The sequence below is a fragment of the Kitasatospora purpeofusca genome (assembly GCF_036010405.1).
GTDB lineage: Bacteria > Actinomycetota > Actinomycetes > Streptomycetales > Streptomycetaceae > Kitasatospora > Kitasatospora purpeofusca.
The window spans coordinates 9,414,515-9,436,923 of sequence record NZ_CP108561.1; the positions used below are offsets into that span (position 1 = coordinate 9,414,515).

2 protein-coding genes are annotated in these 22,409 nt (G+C 75.7%); both read left to right on the forward strand.

Features of this window, described 5'->3' with window-relative positions:
• Positions 1-12: 12 nt before the first annotated feature.
• Positions 13-11,934, forward strand: coding sequence for a type I polyketide synthase (locus OG715_RS40790; RefSeq protein ID WP_266272135.1), 11,922 nt, complete (start codon positions 13-15; stop codon positions 11,932-11,934).
• 103 nt (positions 11,935-12,037) lie between these two features.
• Positions 12,038-22,381: a type I polyketide synthase gene (locus OG715_RS40795; protein ID WP_438268126.1), complete on the forward strand. Its 10,344-nt coding sequence runs from the start codon at positions 12,038-12,040 to the stop codon at positions 22,379-22,381.
• Positions 22,382-22,409: the final 28 nt, after the last annotated feature.

Consider the following 22,409-nt stretch of genomic DNA (forward strand, 5'->3'; position numbering starts at 1 on the left):
CGGCGGCCCCCGATGGTGAACGACGACAGGCTGAGGGACTACCTCAAGCGGGTGACGGCGGACCTGCACCACACCCGCCGACGCCTGACCGAGGCCGAGGAAGCGGGCCGCGAACCGATCGCGGTCGTCGCGATGAGCTGCCGCTACCCCGGCGGCGTACGGTCCCCCGAGGACCTGTGGCGACTGGTCACCGACGGCACCGACGCCATCACCGGCTTCCCCCGCGACCGGGGCTGGGACCTGGACCACCTGGACGACCCGGAACAACTGCGCGAGGGCACCAGCCACACCGCCCTGGGCGGCTTCCTCGACGAGGTCGGGCAGTTCGACCCCGGGTTCTTCGGGATCTCCCCGCGCGAGGCGCTCGCGATGGACCCGCAGCAGCGGCTCCTGCTGGAGACCACCTGGGAGGCGTTCGAACGCGCCGGTATCGACCCCGCGACCCTGCGGGGCAGCAGGACCGGCGTCTTCGCCGGAGTGATGTACCAGGACTACGCGGTCCGGCTGCGCCAGGTCCCCGAGGACGTGGCCGGCTACATCGGCAGCGGCAGCTCCGACAGCGTCGCCTCCGGCCGCGTCGCCTACACCTTCGGTCTGGAGGGCCCGGCGGTCAGCATCGACACCGCCTGCTCCTCCTCGCTGGTCGCTGTCCACCTCGCCGCCCAGGCCCTGCGGGCCGGCGACTGCACCCTGGCCCTGGCCGGGGGCGCGATGGTCATGTCGACACCCGTCCCGTTCGTGGAGATGAGCCGTCAGGGCGGCCTGGCCCGGGACGGCCGCTGCAAGTCCTTCGCCGCCGCCGCCGACGGCACCGGCTGGGGCGAGGGCGTCGGCATGCTCCTGCTGGAGCGCCTCTCCGACGCCCGGCGCAACGGCCACCCGGTCCTCGCCCTGATCCGCGGCACCGCCGTCAACCAGGACGGCGCCAGCAGCCGGCTCACCGCCCCCAACGGCCCCGCCCAGCAGCGCGTCATCCGCCAGGCCCTGGCCAACGCCGGACTCGCCCCCGCCGACGTGGACGTGGTCGAGGCGCACGGCACCGGCACCCCGCTGGGCGACCCGATCGAGGCCCAGGCCCTGCTGGCCACCTACGGGCAGGACCGCGCGGACGGACAGCCGCTGCTGCTCGGCTCGCTGAAGTCCAACATCGGGCACACCCAGGCGGCGGCCGGCGTCGGCGGCGTCATCAAGACCGTCCTCGCCATGCGGCACGGCACCGTCCCGCCCACCCTGCACGCGCAGGACCCGTCCCCGCAGATCGACTGGACCGCGGGCGCCGTGCGCCTGGTCACCGCGAACACCCCCTGGCCCGAGACCGGACGGCCGCGCCGGGCCGCGGTGTCCTCCTTCGGCGTCAGCGGCACCAACGGACACGTCGTCCTGGAACAGGCGGACGAACCCGTCCTGGACCGGGCGGACGAACCCGTCCTGGACCGGGCCGCCGCCCCTGCCGCCGCCCCCGCCGGCCTCCCCTGGGTGCTCTCCGGACGCACCGCCGAAGCGCTGCGCGCCCAGGCCGCACGGCTCCGCGACCACCTCGACGCCCACCCCGGACCCGGCCCGGCCGAGGTCGGCCACGCCCTCGCGACGACCCGCGCCGCGCACGAGCACCGGGCGGTCCTGATCGGCACCGACCCCGAGGAGTTCCGGGCCGGACTCGACGCCCTGGCGGCCGGCCGCACCGCCCCCGGCCTGGTCCTCGGCACCGCCGGAACCGGCGGCGAAGTCGTCCTGGTGTTCCCCGGGCAGGGCACCCAGTGGGTCGGCATGGCCGTCGAACTCCTCGACTCCGCCCCCGCCTTCGCCGCCCGCGTCGCGGACTGCGAGCGCGCCCTCGCCCCCTTCGTCGACTGGTCCCTGGAAGCCGTCCTGCGCGGCGCCCCCGGCACCCCGCCGGCCGAACGCGTCGACGTGGTGCAGCCGGTGCTGTGGGCCGTCATGGTCTCCCTGGCCGAACTGTGGCGCTCCTACGGCATCACCCCCGGCGCCGTCGTCGGCCACTCCCAGGGCGAGATCGCCGCCGCCGTGGTGGCGGGAGCGCTGAGCCTGGAGGACGGGGCGAAGGTCGTCGCCCTGCGCAGCCGGGCGATCCGCGCCCTGTCCGGCCGCGGCGGCATGGCCTCGGTGGCCCTGCCCGCCGAACAGGTCGCCGAACACCTCGCCCCCTGGGACGGCCGGCTCTCCGTCGCCGCCGTCAACGGACCCGCCTCCACCGTGGTCTCCGGCGACACCGACGCGCTCGACGCGTTCCTCGACCGGACGACGGCCCTGGACATCCGCAACCGGCGCATCCCCGTCGACTACGCCTCGCACAGCGCCCACGTCGAGGACATCCGCGCCGAACTGCTCGCGCAGCTCGACGGGCTGACCCCCCGCCCGTCCGCCGTCCCCTTCTACTCCACCCTCAGCGGCGGCCTGCTGGAGGACACCACCGCCCTGGACGCCGACTACTGGTACCGCAACCTCCGCGGGACCGTCCGCTTCGAAGAGGCGACCCGCGCCCTGTTCGCCGACGGCTACCAGGTCCTCCTGGAGAGCAGCCCGCACCCCGTCCTCACCGTCGGCGTCCTGGAGACCGCCGAGGACGCGGGCGCCGACGCCACCGCCGTGGGCACCCTGCGCCGCGACGACGGCGGCCCGCGCCGGTTCATCGAGTCCCTGGCCGAACTCCACCTGCGCGGAGTCCGCCCGGACTGGGACACCGTCTTCGCCGGCCGCCGCCCCGGACGGGTGGAACTGCCCACCTACGCCTTCCAGCGCGACCCGTACTGGCTGGAGGACGGCGCCGCGACCGTCGCCGACGTCACCTCCGCCGGACTGACCCCCGCGGACCATCCGCTGCTGGGCGCCGTCGTGGTCCTCGCCGACAGCGACGGCCTGCTCCTCACCGGCCGCCTGTCGGCCCGCACCCACCCGTGGCTCGCCGACCACGCCGTCGGCGGCCGGGCCCTGCTCCCGGGCACCGCCTTCCTGGAACTCGCGCTCCAGGCCGGAGCCCGCGTCGGCTGCCCCCGGGTCGAGGAGTTCACCCTCGAAGCCCCCCTGGTGCTGCCCGAACACGGCGGCACCGTGCTGCGCCTCACCGTGGGCGCCCCCGACTCCCTGGGCCACCGCCCGCTCAGCCTGCACTCGCGGCCGGACGCACCCGCCGACGGCGACCCCGAGGACGAGGAGTGGACCAGGCACGCCGAAGGCGTCCTGGCCCAGGACGGCACGGACGGCACGGACGGCGTGAACGGCGTGAACGGCGTGAACGGCTCGAACGGCGCCGGGGCCGGCGGGCCGTTGCCCTGGCCGCCGCCCGGCGCCGAACCCCTCGCCCTCGACGGGCTCTACGACCGCTTCGCGGCGGCCGGATTCGCCTACGGCCCCGCCTTCCAGGGGCTGCGCGCGGCCTGGCGGCGCGGCGACGAGGTGTTCGCGGAAGCCGTCGTGCCCGCCGGGCCCGCACCCGACGCCGCCCGCTTCGGCCTGCACCCGGCCCTGCTGGACGCGGCCCTGCACGCCACCGGCGTGCCCGGCGCCCCCGGCGCGGACGCCCACCCCGAGGGACGGCTGCCGTTCTCCTGGAACGGCGTGACCCTGCATGCCACCGGCGCCGACGCGATCCGCGTCCGGCTCGCCCCGGCCGGACCCGACGCGGTGACGCTCGCCGTCGCCGACGCGACCGGTGCCCCCGTGGCGACCGTGGACGCGCTGGTCCTGCGCCCCGCCGGCGCCGTCGGCCTCGGCGCCGACCGCGCCCCCCGGGGCCGCCGCCACCAGGACCTCTACACGACGGAGTGGGTCACCGCACCGCCGAGCGGCAGCGGCGCGCCCGTCCACCGCACGGCGGACCTGGCCACGCTGCTGGCCGCCGTCGACGCCGGAGCCCCGGTGCCCGAGACGGTCCTGCTCGCCCGCGCGGAGCCCGCGGACGCGGCCGGACCGGCCGAGGCGGTCCGCGCGGCCGTCCACCAGGCCCTCGCCGACGTCCGGACCTGGCTCGCCGACGACCGCTTCGCCGGCTCGCGCCTGGTCTTCGCCACCCGGGGCGCGGTCGGCGCCGGGGAGGGGGAGGACGTCCGCAACCCCGCGCACAGCGCGCTCTGGGGCCTGGTCCGCTCGGCCCGGTCCGAACACCCCGGGCGCTTCGCCCTGCTCGACCTCGACCCCGTCCTCGACGCCCACGCCGACGACGGGAACGGCGCCTCCGCAGGCGTCGACGCGGCCCTCGCCTCGGGAGAACCGGAGTCCGCGGTCCGCGGCGACGACGTCCGCGTACCCCGGCTGGTCCGGGTCCTCAGGAACGACCCGGACCTCCCGGACGACGCGGCAGGGCCCCTCCGGGCCTTCGACCCGGACGGCACCGTCCTCATCACCGGCGGCACCGGCCTGCTCGGCTCCCACGTCGCCCGCCGCCTGGTCACCGGGCACGGCGTCCGACACCTGCTCCTGCTCTCCCGCAGCGGCCCGGCCGCCGCCGGAGCCGAAGAACTGCGGGCCGAACTCGCCGCCCTGGGAGCCGAGACCGCCGTCGTCGCCTGCGACGCCGCCGACCGGGCGGCCCTGGCCGCAGTCCTCGCCGACCTGCCGCCCGCGCACCCGCTGACCGCCGTCGTCCACACCGCGGGCGCCCTCGACGACGGCGTCGTCACCGCACTCACCCCCGAACGGGTGGACGCCGTGCTGCGCCCCAAGGTCGACGCCGCCCTCCACCTGCACGAACTGACCCGCGACCGCGACCTCACGCACTTCGTGCTCTTCTCCTCGGCCGCGGGCACCTTCGGCGGCCCCGGGCAGGCCAACTACGCCGCCGCCAACGCCTTCCTCGACGCCCTGGCCGCCCGGCGCCGGGCGGCGGGGCTGGCCGGCCAGTCCCTGGCCTGGACCCTGTGGGAGCAGCCCAGCGCCCTCACCGGACACCTGGACGAGGACGACGTACGGCGCCTCGCCCGGTCCGGGATGCCGCCGCTCTCCACCGAGCGGGGGCTCGCGCTCTTCGACACCGCCCTCACCGTGGACCGGGCCGCCCTGGTCCCGATGCGCCTCGACACGGCGGCCCTGCGGTCCGCGGCGGCGGACGGCACCCTGCCACCGCTGCTGCGCGGCCTGGTGCGCACAGCACCGCGCCGGGCGGCCACGGCCGCGGCGGCGACGGCCGAGGACAACGCCCTGCGCCTGCGCCTCGCGTCCCTCGACGGCACCGGCCGGACCAGGCTGCTCGTCGAACTCGTCCGCACCCACGCGGCAGCGGTCCTCGGCCACGCCTCCCCGGACACCCTCGACCCCGGACGGGCCTTCCGCGAACTGGGATTCGACTCGCTGGCCTCGGTGAACCTGCGCAACCGCCTGAACACCGTCACCGGCCTGCGGCTTCCCGCAAGCCTGGTGTTCGACCACCCGACCCCGGCGGCGCTCGCGGACTTCCTGCGCGCCGGGCTCACGGACACGGACACGGCAACGGCTGCGGCCGTCAGGCCCGCCGTACCCGCGGGGCCGTCCGTCCGGAGCCGGGACGCGGACGACGACCTGATCGCGATCGTCTCCGCGGCCTGCCGCCTCCCCGGCGGTGTCCGCTCGCCCGAGGACCTGTGGCGGATGCTGGCCGAGGGCCGCGACGGCATCTCGGAGTTCCCCGACGACCGGGGCTGGAGCCCGGAGACGCTCTACGACCCCGATCCCGACAGCATCGGCACCTCCGTCACCCGCCACGGCGGCTTCCTCCACGACGCGGCCGACTTCGACGCGGAGTTCTTCGGCATCTCGCCGCGCGAGGCCCTGGCCATGGACCCGCAGCAGCGGCTGCTCCTGGAAACCACCTGGGAACTCTTCGAACGCGCCGCCATCGACCCGTCCACCCTGCGCGGCGCCCCGATCGGCACGTACGTCGGCCTGATGCAGCAGGACTACGCCGCCCGGCTGCTGCCCCACATCCCCGAGGACGTCGAAGGATTCCTCGGCACCGGCAACTCGGGAAGCATCGTCTCCGGACGCCTGGCCTACTTCTTCGGCCTGGAAGGCCCCGCGGTCACCGTGGACACGGCCTGCTCGTCCTCGCTGGTGGCCCTGCACCTCGCGGTCCGGGCGCTGCGGTCGGGCGAGTGCTCGATGGCCCTGGCCGGCGGCGTCAACGTGATGTGCAGCCCCGAACTGTTCGTCGAGTTCAGCCGACAGGGCGGACTCGCCCCGGACGGCCGCTGCAAGTCCTTCGCCGCGGCGGCCGACGGGACCGCCTTCGGTGAAGGCACGGGCATGCTGCTGGTGGAGCGGTTGTCGGACGCGCGGCGTCTGGGGCATCCGGTGCTGGCGGTGGTGCGTGGTTCGGCGGTGAACCAGGACGGTGCGAGCAACGGTCTGACGGCGCCGAACGGTCCGTCGCAGCAGCGGGTGATCCGGGCGGCGTTGGCGGACGCGGGGTTGTCGGCGTCCGAGGTGGACGTGGTGGAGGCGCACGGTACGGGGACGCGGTTGGGCGATCCGATCGAGGCGCAGGCGTTGCTGGCGACGTACGGGCAGGACCGTCCGGCGGACCGTCCGGTGTGGATCGGCTCGCTGAAGTCCAACATCGGACACGCCTCGGCCGCCGCCGGTGTCGCGGGGGTCATCAAGTCGGTGCTCGCCCTGCGGCACGGGGTGATGCCGAAGACGTTGCACGTGGACGGTCCGACGCCCGAGGTGGACTGGTCGGCGGGAGCCGGCCGGCTGCTGACGGAGGCCCGTGCGTGGGACGACACGGGACGCCCGCGCCGCGCCGGGGTGTCCTCGTTCGGCGTCAGCGGTACCAATGCCCACGTCGTCCTCGAACAGGCCCCGGCGGACCCGACAGCTTCCGCAGACTCGCCCGTCGACGGGCCCGGGACATCGGAGACCGTACCCGCCGCCGTCCCCCTGCTCCTCTCGGCGCGCACTCCGGAGGCGTTGGGCGCCCAGGCTGCGGCGCTGTCGGCCCGGATCGCGGACGGGTCGGGCGTCCGCGCTGCGGACCTGGCCTTCTCGCTGGCCACGGGCCGCAGCGCGCTGGCGCACCGTGCGGTGCTGGTGGGCACGGAGGAGGACCTCGCCGAGCGCCTGACCGCGCTGTCGCAGGGTGCTGCGGTGTCCGGCGGCGGGTTGGTTTCCGGTCGTTCGGTGCTGGTGTTCCCGGGTCAGGGTTCGCAGTGGGTGGGGATGGCTGCGGAGCTGTTGTCCGGGTCGGACGTGTTCGCGGGGCGGATGGCGGAGTGCGAGCGTGCTCTGGCGCCGTACACCGACTGGTCGTTGGTGGAGGCGTTGGGTTCGGAGGCTTTGTTGGCGCGGGTGGATGTGGTGCAGCCGGTGCTGTGGGCGGTGATGGTGTCGCTCGCTGAGGTGTGGCGTTCCTTCGGTGTCGTTCCGGACGCGGTGGTCGGGCACTCGCAGGGTGAGATCGCGGCGGCCTGTGTGGCGGGCGGTCTGGGCCTGGAGGACGGGGCGCGGGTGGTGGCGTTGCGTTCCCGCGCGATAAGGGTGTTGGCGGGTCGTGGCGGTATGGCGTCGCTGCCGCTGCCGGTGGACGAGGCACGGGGGCGGATCGCGTCGTGGGTGGGTCGGTTGTCGGTGGCGGCGGTGAACGGTCCGTCGTCGACGGTGGTGTCGGGCGACGCGGACGCTGTCGTGGAGTTGGTCGACGCACTGGTCGGCGAGGGGGTGCGGGCGCGGGTGATCGAGGTCGACTACGCCTCGCACTCCTCGCACGTGGAGGAGATCCGGGAGCGCCTGCTCTCCGACCTGGAGGGCATCGCGCCTCTCTCGGGTTCGGTGCCGTTCTTCTCGACGGTGACGGGTGGTTGGCTGGACACGAAGGTGCTGGACGCCGAGTACTGGTACCGGAACCTGCGGGAGACCGTGGAGTTCGGGACGGCCACGGAGGCGCTGTTGGGGGAGGGTTTCCGGTTCTTCGTGGAGTCCAGCCCGCATGCGGTGCTGTCCGTGGCGGTGGGGGAGTCGGTGGAGGCCGCAGGCGTGGATGCCGCGGTGCTGGGGACGTTGCGTCGCGGTGAGGGCGGCGTGGAGCAGGTGCTGCGTGCGGTGGGCCGCGGGTGGGAGAGCGGCCTGGCGGTGGACTGGTCGGGTGCGTTCCCGGGGGCGCGGCGCGTCGAGCTGCCGACGTACGCCTTCCAACGCAGCCGCTACTGGCTCGACGTTCCGACCACGAGCTGGGACGTCGCCTCGGCGGGTCTCGCCACGACCGGGCACCCGCTGCTCGGTGCGGCCGTACAGGTCGCGGACTCCGACGAGCTGCTGCTCAGCGGTCGGATCTCGCTGAGTACCCACCCCTGGCTCGCGGACCACGCGGTGTCGGGCGTCGTCCTCCTCCCCGGCACGGCCTTTCTCGAACTCGCCCTGCGTGCCGGGGCCGAGGCGGACTGCCCGGTGGTCGAGGAACTCACCCTCGGATCGGCGCTGGTGCTCCCCGACGAGGGAGCCGTCCACCTGCAGCTCAGGGTCGCCGCACCCGACGGCGACGGCCGGCGAGGGCTCAGCGTGTTCGCCCGGACGACACGGGACGCCGACGCGCCCTGGACCGAGCACGCCACCGGCACCCTGGCACCCCGGCCCGCCGGGGACCCGGCCGGAGCCGCGGCCGGTCTGCTGAGCTGGCCGCCGTCCGGCGCCGAACCCGTGGACACCGGTGACCTCTACGAGCGCTTCGCCGAGGCCGGCTACCACTACGGCCCCGCCTTCCGCGGCATCCGCGCCGCGTGGCTCCGCGGCGGCGAGGTGTTCGCCGAGGTGGTGCTGCCGGAGCCGCAGCACGCCGACGCCGCCGGGTGCGTGCTGCACCCCGCGCTGCTGGACGCGGCCCTCCAGACCGCCGCACTGCTGCCCGACCAGGACGGCCGGGCCCGGCTGCCCTTCAGCTGGAGCGGTGTGACCGGCGGGACCACCGGGGCCACCACGTTGCGCGTGCGGCTCGCCGCGGACGCGCCGGACGCCGTGACCCTGCACGCCCACGACCTGTCCGGACGTCAGGTGCTCGGCGTGGAGGCCCTGCTGCTGCGGCCTCCGGCCGAGGGCGGGCCGCTCTCCGCGACCGCCCACGCCGACCTGCTGTACCGCCTCGACTGGACCCCGGCCGCCGACCCGGCCGACAGCGCCGTGCCCACCTGGGCCGCCCTCGGCGGTGCCGTCCCCGGCGCGGTGTCGTGGCAGGACCTCGACGCCCTGGGGGCCGCCCTCGGAGCGGGCGCCGCCCTCCCCGAGGTGATCGTGGCGGCCGTCGCCACCGCCGACCTGCCCGACCCCGCCGACCGGGTCCGCGCCACCGCGCACCAGGGCCTCGCCCTCGTCCAGCAGTGGCTGGCCGACGAGCGGTTCGCCGCGGCCAGGCTGGCCCTGCTCACCAGGGACGCGGTCCGTACCGGGCCGGTCGACCGTCCGGTCGATCCCGCCCAGGCGGCCCTGTGGGGCCTGGTGCGCAGCGCGCGGGCCGAGCACCCCGGGCGCTTCGTCCTCGTCGACGCGGCCGGGACCGGCGGGCCGGCGGACGCGCTGCGGGCGGACGCACTGCCGGCGGACGCGCTGCCCGCGGCGCTCGCCGCCGGGGAACCCGAGCTGGCGCTGCGGACCGGCCCGCCGCTGCTGCCCCGGCTGGTCCGCGGCGGACGGCCGGACGGCACGCTGTCCCTGCCGGACGGCGCCGCCTGGCGGCTCACCACCGACGGCCGGGGCTCCGCGGAGGACATCGTGGCGGAGCCCGCACCCGCGGCCCTCGCCCCGCTGGGCAAGGGTGAGGTGCGGATCGCGGTGCGCGCCGCCGGGCTGAACTTCCACGACGTCATCGCCGCACTCGGCCTGGACCCCGACCCCGAACAGCAGGGCCTGGGCAGCGAGGGCGCCGGAACCGTCGTCGAGGTGGGCCCGGGTGTGGACGACCTGGTGCCGGGGGACCGGGTGATGGGGATCTTCGGGGGCGCGTTCGGCCCGACCGCCGTCGCCGACCGCCGCACCGTCGCCCGGATACCCGCGGGCTGGTCCTACGCCCGCGCCGCATCCGTGCCGGTGGTGTTCCTCACCGCCTACTACGGTCTGTTCGATCTCGGCGGTCTGCGGCGCGGGGAATCGGTGCTGGTCCACGCCGCGGCCGGCGGTGTCGGCATGGCGGCGGTGCAGCTCGCCCGGCACGCCGGAGCGGAGGTGTTCGCGACCGCCTCCCCCGGAAAGTGGGAGGTCCTGCGGGCCGGCGGACTGGACGACGGGCACATCGCCTCGTCCCGCAGCACCGACTTCGCCGAGAAGTTCCTGACGGCCACCGGCGGGCGGGGTGTCGACGTCGTACTCGACAGCCTGGCGCGGGAGTTCGTCGACGCGGGTCTGCGGTTGCTGCCGAACGGCGGCCGGTTCGTGGAGATGGGCAAGACGGACGTCCGCGACCCCGAGGCGGTCGCGCGGCAGCACCCCGGGGTGCGCTACCGGGCGTTCGACCTGATGGAGGCCGGTCCGGAGCGCATCGGCGAGATGCTCGCCGAGGTCCTGGGCCTGTTCGAGCAGGGAGTGCTGCGTCCCCTGCCCGTCACCGGCTGGGACGTCCGGCAGGCCCCGGCCGCCCTGCGCTCGCTCGGCCAGGCCCGGGGCGTGGGCAAGAACGTCCTGCTGCTGCCCGCTCGGCCGGATGCGGAAGGGACCGTCCTGGTCACCGGGGCGACCGGCACGCTGGGACGGCTCCTGGCCCGGCACCTGGTCGTCGCGCACGGCATCCGGCACCTGCTGCTGGCGGGCCGCCGGGGCGGGTCCGCCGACGGCATGCCGGAGCTGGTGCGGGAACTGACCGGGCTCGGGGCATCGGTGACCGTCGCGGCCTGCGACGTCGCCGACCGCGCCGCGCTCGCCGCCCTGCTCGGGTCGGTGCCCGCCGCGCACCCGCTGACCGTCGTCGTCCACGCGGCCGGTGTCCTGGACGACGGCACGGTCGCCGGGCTGACTCCGGACCGGCTCGACCGCGTGCTGCGGCCCAAGGCGGACGCGGCGCTGGCCCTGCACGAACTCACCCGGGACCTCGACCTCGCGGCGCTGGTCCTGTTCTCCTCGGGCGCCGCCCAGTTCGGCGCGGCCGGGCAGGCGAACTACGCCGCCGCCAACGCCGTCCTGGACGCCCTCGCCGCCGAGCGCCGGGCCGAGGGGCTGCCCGGCCTGTCGATCGGCTGGGGCCTGTGGGAGGAGCGCAGCGGGATGACCGCCTCGGTCACCGCGGGCCGGGGCGCCGGGGCGGGCGCGCTGACCTCGGTGGAGGGCCTCGCCCTGTTCGACGCGGCCCTGGACTCCCCGTACGCCTACCGGCTCGCGGCCAGGATCGCCCCGTCCGTGCTCCGGGCGGACGACCGGCTGCCCGCCGTGCTCCGCGGCCTGGTCCGCCCCGCCCGTACCGGCGCCGCCTCCGCTGCGGCACCGGCCCCCTCGATGGCGCGGCAACTCGCCGAACTGCCGGAGGCCGAGCTGTACCGGACCCTGCTCGACCTGGTGCGCGGCAACGCCGCGGCGGTGCTCGGCCACAGTTCGCCGAACCTGATCCGCCCGGCCCGCCCGTTCAAGGACGTCGGCTTCGACTCCCTCACCGGGGTCGAACTGCGCAACCGGCTGATGTCCTCGACCGGGCTGCGGCTGCCGGCCGCGCTGGTCTTCGACCACCCCACCCCGGAGGCACTGGCACGCCACCTCGCCGAGCGGGCCGGCGCCGCCCGCCCGTCGGGCGACGCCGCGGTCCGGGCCGGGCTCGACACCCTGGAGACCCTGCTCGACGCCCTGCCGCCGGACGGTGTCAGCGAGGAACTCGCCGCCCGGATCAGGGAAGTGCTGTCCCGTCCGCTGCCCGGCGGGACACCGGCCACCGCCGTCCGCCCGGCGGGCGACGTGGACGACCTCGCCCCCGACCTGATCGAGGCGGCCAGCGACGACGAGGTGTTCGACTACATCGACCGGCAGTTGGGCTCCGCGTGACCGGGGCAACGGTCCGCGCAGCCGACGCAGCCCGCACACCCGGCGCACCCCGCGCAGCCCGAGACGAGACCCGAGCAGCCCGAGACGAAAGCAGCGGTGTCCAGTGAGCGACCAGAGGATGCGCGACTACCTCAACCGGGTGATCATCGACCTGCGGGACACCCGGCAGCGGCTCCGGGAGGCCGAGGCCCGCACCAGCGAGCCGATCGCGATCGTGGCGATGAGCTGCCGCTTCCCCGGCGGGGTCCGCACCCCGGAGGACCTGTGGGACCTGCTCGCCGAAGGCCGCGACACCATCGGGCCCGTCCCCGGCGACCGGGGCTGGGAGAGCGCCTGGCCGTCCGGCGGCACGGTCCCCGGGCAGGGGGCGTTCCTCGACGGCGCGGCGGACTTCGACCCGGAGTTCTTCGGCATCTCGCCCCGCGAGGCGGTCGCGATGGACCCGCAGCAGCGGCTTCTGCTGACGGCGTCCTGGGAGGCCGTCGAACAGGCCGGCATCGACCCGCTCACCCTGCGGGGCAGCCGTACCGGGGTGTACACCGCGGCCATCGACCAGGGGTACGCGACGCTGGGCCCCGGTGCCGCCGAAGCCGTCCAGGGGTTCCTGATGACGGGGAACTCGATGAGCGTGATGTCCGGGCGGGTGTCCTACGCGCTCGGTCTCGAAGGCCCCGCCGTCACCGTGGACACCGCCTGTTCGGCCTCGCTGGTGGCGCTGCACCTCGCGGCGCGGGCCCTGCGGGCCGGCGAGTGCTCGCTCGCCCTCGCCGGCGGGGTCAGCGTGATGGCGCTGCCCGCGGTGTTCGTCGAGTTCAGCCGGCAGGGCGCGATGTCCCAGGACGGCCGCTGCAAGCCGTTCGCGGCGGCCGCGGACGGCACCGGCTGGGGCGAGGGCGTGGGCATGCTGCTGCTGGAGCGGCTGTCCGACGCCCGCCGCAACGGCCGCACGGTACTGGCCGTGCTGCGCGGTTCGGCGATCAACCAGGACGGCGCCAGCAACGGCCTGACCGCCCCCAACGGACCCTCCCAGCAGCGGGTGATCCGGGCGGCGCTCGCGGACGCGGGCCTGACCGCGTCCGAGGTGGACGCGGTGGAGGCGCACGGCACCGGCACCACTCTCGGCGACCCGATCGAGGCCGACGCGCTGCTGGCGACGTACGGTCAGGACCGTCCCGCCGACCGCCCGTTGTGGCTGGGGTCGCTGAAGTCCAACATCGGGCACACCCAGGCCGCCGCCGGAGTCGCCGGGGTCATCAAGACGGTCCTCGCGCTGCGGCACGGTGTCCTGCCGCGCACCCTGCACGTGGACGCGCCCACCCCGCACGCCGACTGGTCCTCGGGCGCCGTCGAACTCCTCACCGAGGCGCGCGACTGGCCCGCCGTCGACCGGCCGCGCCGGGCCGGGGTGTCCTCGTTCGGCATGAGCGGCACCAACGCGCACGTCGTCCTCGAACAGGCACCGGAACCGGAAGCGGCGGACGGGCCGGAAGCGGCGGACGCACCGGAGCCGGCGGACGCACCGGAAGCGGTGACCGACGGGCCGGACACCGCGCCCGGGGCCGTGCTGCCCTGGGTGCTGTCCGGCCGCACCGCGTCCGCGCTCGGGGACCAGGCGGCCCGGCTGCGCGCCCGGCTCGCCGCGGACGCGCCCGCCCGGCCGGCCGACATCGGGTTCTCGCTGGCCACCACCCGGTCCGCCTTCGAACACCGGGCCGTGGTGATCGGCGACGGGCACCCCGCACTGCTGAGCGGGCTCGCCGCCCTGTCCGGAGCGGACCCGGAGCCCCCCACCGGCCCGGCCGCGACCGCCGATGTCGTGGTGGGCACCGGCCGGGTCGTCGAGGGCCGGACGGTTCTGGTGTTCCCGGGCCAGGGCTCCCAGTGGGCCGGCATGGCCCGGGACCTGCTCGCCGCCAGCCCCGCCTTCCGGGACCGCCTCGTCGCCTGCGACGCCGCCCTCTCCGCCCACGTCGACTGGCGGCTCCCCGCCGTCCTGGAGGGCGCGCCCGGCGCACCCTCCCTGGAACGGGTGGACGTGGTGCAGCCGGTGCTGTGGGCGGTGATGGTGTCACTGGCCGCGCACTGGGAGTCCTGGGGCGTCCGGCCCGACGCCGTGGTCGGGCACAGCCAGGGAGAGATCGCCGCCGCCGTGGTGGCGGGAGCGCTGAGCCTGGAGGACGGGGCGAAGGTCGTCGCCCTGCGCAGCCGGGCGATCCGGGCACTGGCCGGACTCGGCGGCATGGTCGCGGTGTCCCTGCCCGAGGACCGGGTCCGCGCCGAGATCGCCCCCTGGGCCGGGAAGCTGTCGGTGGCCGCCGTCAACGGGCCCGCCGCAGTGGTGGTCTCGGGGGAGACGCAGGCCCTGGCCGAACTGCTCGCCCACTGCGCCGCACAGGGCGTGCGGGCCCGGTCCGTCCCCGTGGACTACGCCTCGCACTCGGCCCAGGTCGAACGGATCAGGTCCGAGGTGCTGGCCGCGCTGGCCGGCGTACGCCCGCTCCCGGCCCGGATCCCGCTGTACTCCACCGTCACCGGCGACCTGCTCGACACCACGGCCATGGACGCCGACTACTGGTACCGCAACCTCCGCGGGACCGTCCGCTTCGAGGCGGCCGTACGCTCCCTGGTCGAGCAGGGCCACGAGGTCTTCGTCGAGGTGTCGCCGCACCCGGTGCTGACCATGGCCCTCCAGGACACCGCCGAGGCCACCGTCGACGCCACCGGTGCCGCGGAGCCGCCCGTGGTCGTCGGCACCCTGCGCCGCGACGACGGCGGACCGCGCCGGGCCCTGTGCTCGGCCGCCGAACTGTGGGTGGCGGGCGTGGCCGTCGACTGGTCCGCGGTGTTCGCCGGCACCGGTGCCCGCCCGACCGCCCTGCCCGGGTACCCCTTCCAGTCGCGGCGTTACTGGCTGGAGCCGGAGGCGGTGCCCGGCACCGCAGCGGCCGCCGACCCGCACGACACGGCCTTCTGGCACATGGTCGACCACGGCGCCCCGGCCGAGATCGCCGCCCACCTCGCCGTCGACGAGGACACCCTCGCCCCCGTACTGCCGGCCCTGCGCGGCTGGCGCCAACAGCGGCGCGACGAGAGCGTCATCGACTCCTGGCGCTACCGCATCGGCTGGCAGCCCCTGCCCGACCCGCCGGCCGCCGCGCTCGCCGCCGGCACCTGGCTCGTCGTCCTGCCCGCCGGACACGAGGACGACGCACGGGTACGCGGCCCGCTGCTCGCCCTCACCGAAGCGGGCGCCACCGTCGTCACGGCCGGACTCACGGCCGACGCCGTCCGCCGCGCCGACCTCGCGGACACGCTCGCCACCGCCCTCGGCGACCGCGTCCCGACGGGCGTGCTGTCACTGCTGGCCGCCGACGACCGGCCCCACCCCGACCACCCGGCCCTGCCCACCGGAACGGCACTCACCGTCGCCCTGGTGCAGGCCCTGGGCGACCTTGCCCTCACCGCGCCCCTGTGGTGCGCCACCACCGGGGCGGTGTCCACGGGCCCGGACGACCCGGTCACCCACCCCCGCCAGGCACTGGTCTGGGGCACCGGACTGGTGGCCGCGCTGGAACTGTCCGCCCGCTGGGGCGGACTCGTCGACCTGCCGCCGGACCTCGACGCCCGCGCCAGGACCCGGCTCGCCGCCGTACTCACGGCCTCCGGCCCCGGCACGGACGGCGCCGGCCGCGAGGACCAGCTCGCCCTGCGCCCCACCGGCCTCCTGGCCCGCCGCCTCCGGCGCGCCCCCAGGAACGACGGCCGGACGAAGCAGTGGAAGCCCCGCGGCACCGTCCTGCTGACCGGCGGCACCGGAGCCGTCGGCCCGCACCTCGCCCGCTGGCTGGCCCGCAGCGGCGCCACCCACCTCGTCCTGCCCGGCCGCCGCGGCCCCCAGGCACCCGGCGCGGCCGAACTCGCCGCGGAACTGGCCGCCCTCGGCGTACGACTGACCCTGCCCGTCTGCGACCTGGCCGACCGTCAGGCCGTGGCGGGGCTGCTCACCGGCCTGGAGACGGCGGGCGACCCGGTCACCGCGGTCGTCCACGCGGCCGCCTTCGTGGCGCTCGCCCCGCTGGACGGCACCCCGATGTCCGCGTTCGAACAGATCGTCGCCGCCAAGGCCGCCGGCGCCGAACACCTCGACGCCCTGCTCGACCGCGAACTCGACGCCTTCGTCCTGTTCTCCTCGATCGCCGGGGTCTGGGGCAGCGGCGACCACGGCGCCTACGCCGCGGCCAACGCCTACCTCGACGCCCTGGCCCAGCACCGCCGGGCCCGCGGCCTCACCGCCACCACCGTCGACTGGGGCATCTGGCAGGCCGAGAACCCCTGGCAGGACCGCGTCGCCGGAGCGGACGCCGACCTGTTCAAACTGGAGCAGCACGGTCTGCCCCGGATCGCCCCCGACCTCGCGGTCCACGCCCTGCGGCAGGCACTGGACGACGACGAGACCGTCCTCGCCGTCGCCGACGTCGACTGGGAGCGGTTCGCCGCCGTCTTCACCTCCACCCGCCCCAGCCCGCTGCTCACCGGCATCCCCGAGGCCCGGCGTGCTCTGGAGGCCGCGACCGACGACACGGTGGCACCCGCCGCGGCAGCGCTGCGCCAACGGCTCGCCGCCCTCGGTGAGTCCGAGCAGCACCGCCTGCTGCTCGACCTGGTCCGCACCCACGCGGCAGCCGTCCTCGGCCATCCCGCGGTGGACGCGATCCGGCCCGGCACGGCCTTCAAGGACCTGGGTTTCGCCTCCCTCACCGCGGTCGAACTCCGCAACCGGCTCAACACCGCCACCGGACTGCGGCTGCCGTCCACCCTGGTCTTCGACCACCCGTCGTCCACCGCGCTCGCCCGGGAGATCCGCGCCGAACTGCTCGGCCGGCCGGGCGCCGACCCGGCCCCCGTCGGCCCGGACGCCGCCGCGTTCCCGCCCGCGCCCGACGACGAGCCGATCGCGATCGTGTCCATGGCCTGCCGCTTCCCCGGCGGCATCGGCACCCCCGAGGACCTGTGGCGCCTGCTCGCCGCCGGTGGTGACGCCGTCTCGGACCTCCCGACCGACCGCGGCTGGGACATCGAAGCCCTCTACGACCCCGACCCCGACCGCCCCGGCACCTCGACCACCCGGCGGGGCGGCTTCCTGCACGACGCCGCCGACTTCGACGCGGAGTTCTTCGGCATCTCGCCGCGCGAGGCCCTGGCCATGGATCCGCAGCAGCGGCTGCTCCTGGAGACCAGCTGGGAGGCGATCGAACGCGCCGCCATCGACCCGGCCGCCCTTCGCGGCAGCCGCACCGGAGTGTTCACCGGCGTCAACTACGCCGACTACGCGGCCGTCGTCGCGCAGTCCGAGGAAGGCGACGGCCACCTGCTCACCGGCAGCGCCCCCAGCGTCGTGTCCGGCCGGGTCGCCTACACCCTGGGCCTCGAAGGCCCTGCGGTGACTGTCGACACGGCCTGCTCCTCCTCGCTCGTCGCCATGCACCTCGCGGGCCGGGCACTGCGCGCCGGCGACTGCACCCTAGCTCTGGTCGGAGGCGTCGCCGTGATGGCGACCCCCGGCGCCCTGATCAGCTTCTCCCGTCAGCGGGGACTCGCCGAGGACGGCCGCTGCAAGGCCTTCTCGGACGACGCGGACGGCATGGGCATGGGCGAAGGGGCCGGCGTCCTGCTGTTGGAGCGGCTGTCGGACGCCCGCCGCAACGGACACCCGGTGTTGGCGGTGGTGCGCGGATCCGCCGTCAACCAGGACGGCGCCAGCAACGGACTCTCCGCCCCCAACGGCCCGTCCCAGCAGCGGGTGATCCGGGCTGCGTTGGCGGACGCGGGCCTGACGGCGTCCGAGGTGGACGTGGTGGAGGCGCACGGCACCGGCACCACCCTCGGCGACCCCATCGAGGCCCAGGCCCTGCTGGCCACGTACGGCCAGGACCGGCCCGCCGAACGGCCCCTGCTGGTCGGCTCCCTCAAGTCCAACCTCGGCCACGCCCAGGCGGCATCGGGTGTGGCGGGGGTCATCAAGACGGTGCTGTCCATGCACCACGGGCAGGTGCCCCGGACCCTGCACGTCGGCAGGCCCTCCGGTCACGTCGACTGGACGCGCGGAGCGCTGGCCCTCGCGACCGAGCAGCAGCCCTGGCCGTCCCACGGTCGCCCCTTCCGGGCGGGAGTGTCCTCCTTCGGCCTGAGTGGCACCAACGTCCACACCATCCTCGAACACACCCCGCTGGAGGACGACGGTCCACCGGACGAGCGCACCCCTCTGCCGGCGGTGCCCTGGCTGCTGTCGGCGAAGAGCCCGCGGGCACTGCGCTTCCAGGCCGACCGTCTGCGCGGCCACTTGGACGCCGGCCCCGTGGCCGACCCGCGCGACATCGGGTCCGCCCTGCACGCACGCACCGCCTTCGAGTACCGGAAGGCACTGATCGGGGACCGGGACCAACTCCATGCCCTGCTGGGTCAGGTGGCCGACGACGACTCGGGAGCGTGGGACGGCGGTCGTCCGGTCGACGGTCGTTCGGTGCTGGTGTTCCCGGGTCAGGGTTCGCAGTGGGTGGGGATGGCTGTGGAGCTGTTGGCCGGGTCGGAGGTGTTCGCGGGGCGGATGGCGGAGTGCGAACGGGCTCTGGCGCCGTACACCGACTGGTCGTTGGTGGAGGCGTTGGGTTCCGAGGCTTTGTTGGCGCGGGTGGATGTGGTGCAGCCGGTGCTGTGGGCGGTGATGGTGTCGCTCGCGGAGGTGTGGCGTTCCTTCGGCGTCGTGCCGGACGCGGTGGTGGGCCATTCCCAGGGTGAGATCGCTGCCGCGTGCGTGGCGGGCGGCCTGAGTATCGACGATGGTGCCCGGGTGGTGGCGTTGCGTTCCCGCGCGATAAGGGTGCTGGCGGGTCGTGGCGGTATGGCGTCGCTGCCTCTGCCGGTGGACGAGGCACGGGGGCGGATCGCCCCGTGGGTGGGTCGGTTGTCGGTGGCGGCGGTGAACGGTCCGTCGTCGACGGTGGTGTCGGGCGACGCGGACGCGGTCGTGGAGTTGGTGGACGTCCTGGTGGCGGAGGGTGTGCGGGCGCGTCTGATCGAGGTCGACTACGCGTCGCACTCCGCGCACGTGGAGGAGATCCGCGAGCGGTTGCTCTCCGACCTGGAGGGCATCGCGCCTCTCTCGGGTTCGGTGCCGTTCTTCTCGACGGTGACGGGTGGTTGGCTGGACACGAAGGTGCTGGACGCCGAGTACTGGTACCGGAACCTGCGGGAGACCGTGGAGTTCGGGACGGCCACGGAGGCGCTGTTGGGGGAGGGTTTCCGGTTCTTCGTGGAGTCCAGCCCGCATGCGGTGCTGTCCGTGGCGGTGGGGGAGTCGGTGGAGGCCGCGGGCGTGGATGCCGCGGTGCTGGGCACGTTGCGTCGCGGTGAGGGCGGCGTGGATCAGGTGCTGCGTGCGGTGGGCCGCGGGTGGGAGAGCGGCCTGGCGGTGGACTGGTCGGGTGCGTTCCCGGGGGCGCGGCGCGTCGAGCTGCCGACGTACGCCTTCCAACGCAGCCGCTACTGGCCCGAGCCGGCGCCCGCCACGGCGGCCGATGTGGGCGCGGCCGGGCTCGACCCGGCCGACCACCCCGTCCTCGGAGCGGCCATCGAGCTGGCGGACACGGGTGAACTGGTGCTCAGCGGACGGTTGTCGCTGCGTACCCACCCCTGGCTCGCCGACCACGCCGTGGCCGGTACGGTCCTGCTGCCCGGCGCGGCCTTCGCGGAACTCGCCGTCCGCGCCGCGGACCGGGCCGGATGCCACACGGTGGAGGAACTGACGCTCCAGTCGCCGCTGTTGATACCCGCCGACACCGCCGTCCGCCTGCAAGTACGGGTCGGCGCCCCGGACGCGCAGGGCAGCCGCTCGCTGGACCTGTTCTCCTGCCGCGAGGACGCGGTGACCCCGCACTGGACCGCGCACGCGACCGGCGGACTCACCGCCGACGCCACGACCCGCGAGCCGTCGCCCGCACCCGCACCGGACGAGGCCGGCGCCTGGCCCCCGCCCGGCGCCGTCCCGATCCCCGTCGACGACCTGTACGAGCGGTTCCACAGCTCCGGTTACGGCTACGGACCCGCCTTCCGCGGGCTCACCGCCGCCTGGCGCCGGGGCGACGAGATCCTCACCGAGGTGCGCCTGCCCGAGGACCAGCACCGGTCCGCCTCCGCCTTCGGTGTGCACCCCGCCCTCCTGGACGCCGCCCTCCAGGGGCTGTTCCTGCGCACCCAGCAGGAGACCGGGCCGGGTCCGGACCGACCGTCCGCCGGACTGCCGTTCTCCTGGAGCGGAGTCAGGCTGCACGCCTCCGGAGCCACCGTGCTCCGGGTACGGCTCGGCTTCCGGCCCGACGGATCGGTGTCGATCGACGCGACCGACCCGAACGGCCTCCCGGTCGCGTCGGTCGAGGCGCTCGCCGTCCGCCCGGTCGACCTCGACACCCTCCGCCCGGCCGACGGCCCGGAGTCCCTCTACCGGGTGCAGTGGTCGGCGGCGCCCGCCACCGCACCCGCCGACGCCCTCGGGCACGTCGCCGTCCTCGGCGGCCGGGAACTCTTCCCGGACAGCCACCCGGACCTGGCCGCGCTCGGTGCCGCGCTGGACGGGGGAGCGCCGTCGCCCGCCGCAGTGCTGGCCTGGTGCGACCGCGCCCCGGACCTCCCGTCCCCGCCCGACGCCGCATCCGTGCACACCGCACTGGACGACGCCCTGCGGCTCGTCCAGGACTGGCTGGCCGACCCGCGGTGGGACGACGGCACCCGGCTCGTCCTCGTCACCCGGGGCGCGGTCTCCACGGCACCCGGTGAGGAGGTCACCGACCTCACCGGAGCCGCGGTCCGCGGTCTCGTCCGCTCCGCCCAGTCCGAGCACCCGGACCGCTTCCTGCTGATCGACACCGACGACCCGGCGGCCGTGACCGGCCTGCTGCCCCGGGCACTGGCCGGAACGGAACCACAACTGGCGATACGCGCCGGCCGGCTCCTCGCCGCCCGTCTCACCAGGGCCACCGTCGCCACGGACCCGAACCCGAATCCGGGAACGGACGCGCTCTTGGATTCGGACCCGGACACACCGTCCGGTATCGCCGCGACCGGGGGAACCGTCCTCGTCACCGGGGCCGGCGGCGCGCTCGGCGGCCTGGTGGCGCGGCACCTCGTGACCACGCACGGCGTACGGAACCTGCTGCTCGTCGGCAGGCGCGGCGCGGCCTCCCCGGGCCTGGCCGAGCTCGCTGCCGAACTGCGCGCGCTCGGCGCCGGGGTGGCCGTGGAGGCCTGCGACGTCGCCGACCGGGACGCGCTCGCCGCCCTGCTCGCCGGCATCCCCGCCGACCGTCCGCTGAGCGCGGTCGTGCACGCGGCCGGCGTCCTGGACGACGGGACGGTCGAATCGCTGACCCCCGGGCGGATGCGCCACGTCCTGCGGCCCAAGGTCGACGCGGCCCTCAACCTGCACGCCCTCACCCGTGATCTGCCGCTGTCGGCCTTCGTCCTGTTCTCCTCCGCGTCCGCCACGGTCGGCAACGCCGGACAGGGCAACTACGCGGCCGCCAACGCCTTCCTCGACGCGCTCGCCCAGCACCGCCGGGCCCTGGACCTGCCCGCCCAGTCGCTCGCCTGGGGCCTGTGGGAGCACCGCAGCACCATGACCGGCACGCTCACCGCCGCCGACCTGCGGCGCATGTCCCGGGGAGGCACCGCGGCCATCGGCAGCGAAGAAGGTCTGGCACTGTTCGACGCGGCGCTCACCCTGGACGAACCGCTGCTCGTCCCGGTCAGGATCGACCTCGGCCGACTCCGGACGGCCGCCCGGACCGCACCCGTCCCGCCCCTGCTCTCCGCCCTGGTCCCCGGCACCGCACGCCGCCCCGCCTCCGGGGCCGACGCCGCCGAAGCGGACTCGCTGCGCCGCCGGCTGACCGGTCTCACCCCGGAGGAACGCGTCGCCACCCTGCTCGACCTGGTACGGAGCCGGAGCGCCGACGTCCTCGGCCACGGCGGAGCCGGGGCTGTCGACCCGGACCAGGCGTTCAAGGACCTCGGCTTCGACTCGCTCACCTCCGTCGAACTCCGCAACCGGCTCAGCGCCGCCACCGGCCGCCGGCTGCCCGCGACCCTGGTCTTCGACCACCCCACCCCGACGGCCGTCGCCGTCTACCTCACCGGGCGCCTGGTGCCCGACGGGCCGGGCGGCCCCGCCGCCACCGGGAAGACCCCCGGGACGCCGGGCCGGGCGGACCGCGAGGACCACGAGATCAGCTCCCTGCTCGCCGCGATCCCGCCCGCCGCCCTGCGTCGGGCCGGTCTTCTCGACGCGCTCCTGGACCTCGCCGACCGACCGGCGACACCGGTTCCCGCCGCCGACATCAAGGACATGGCCGTCGACGAACTCGTCCGGATGGCCCTGGGCGGCGAACGTGACTGACCGACAGCCGCACAAGCCGCACAAGGAG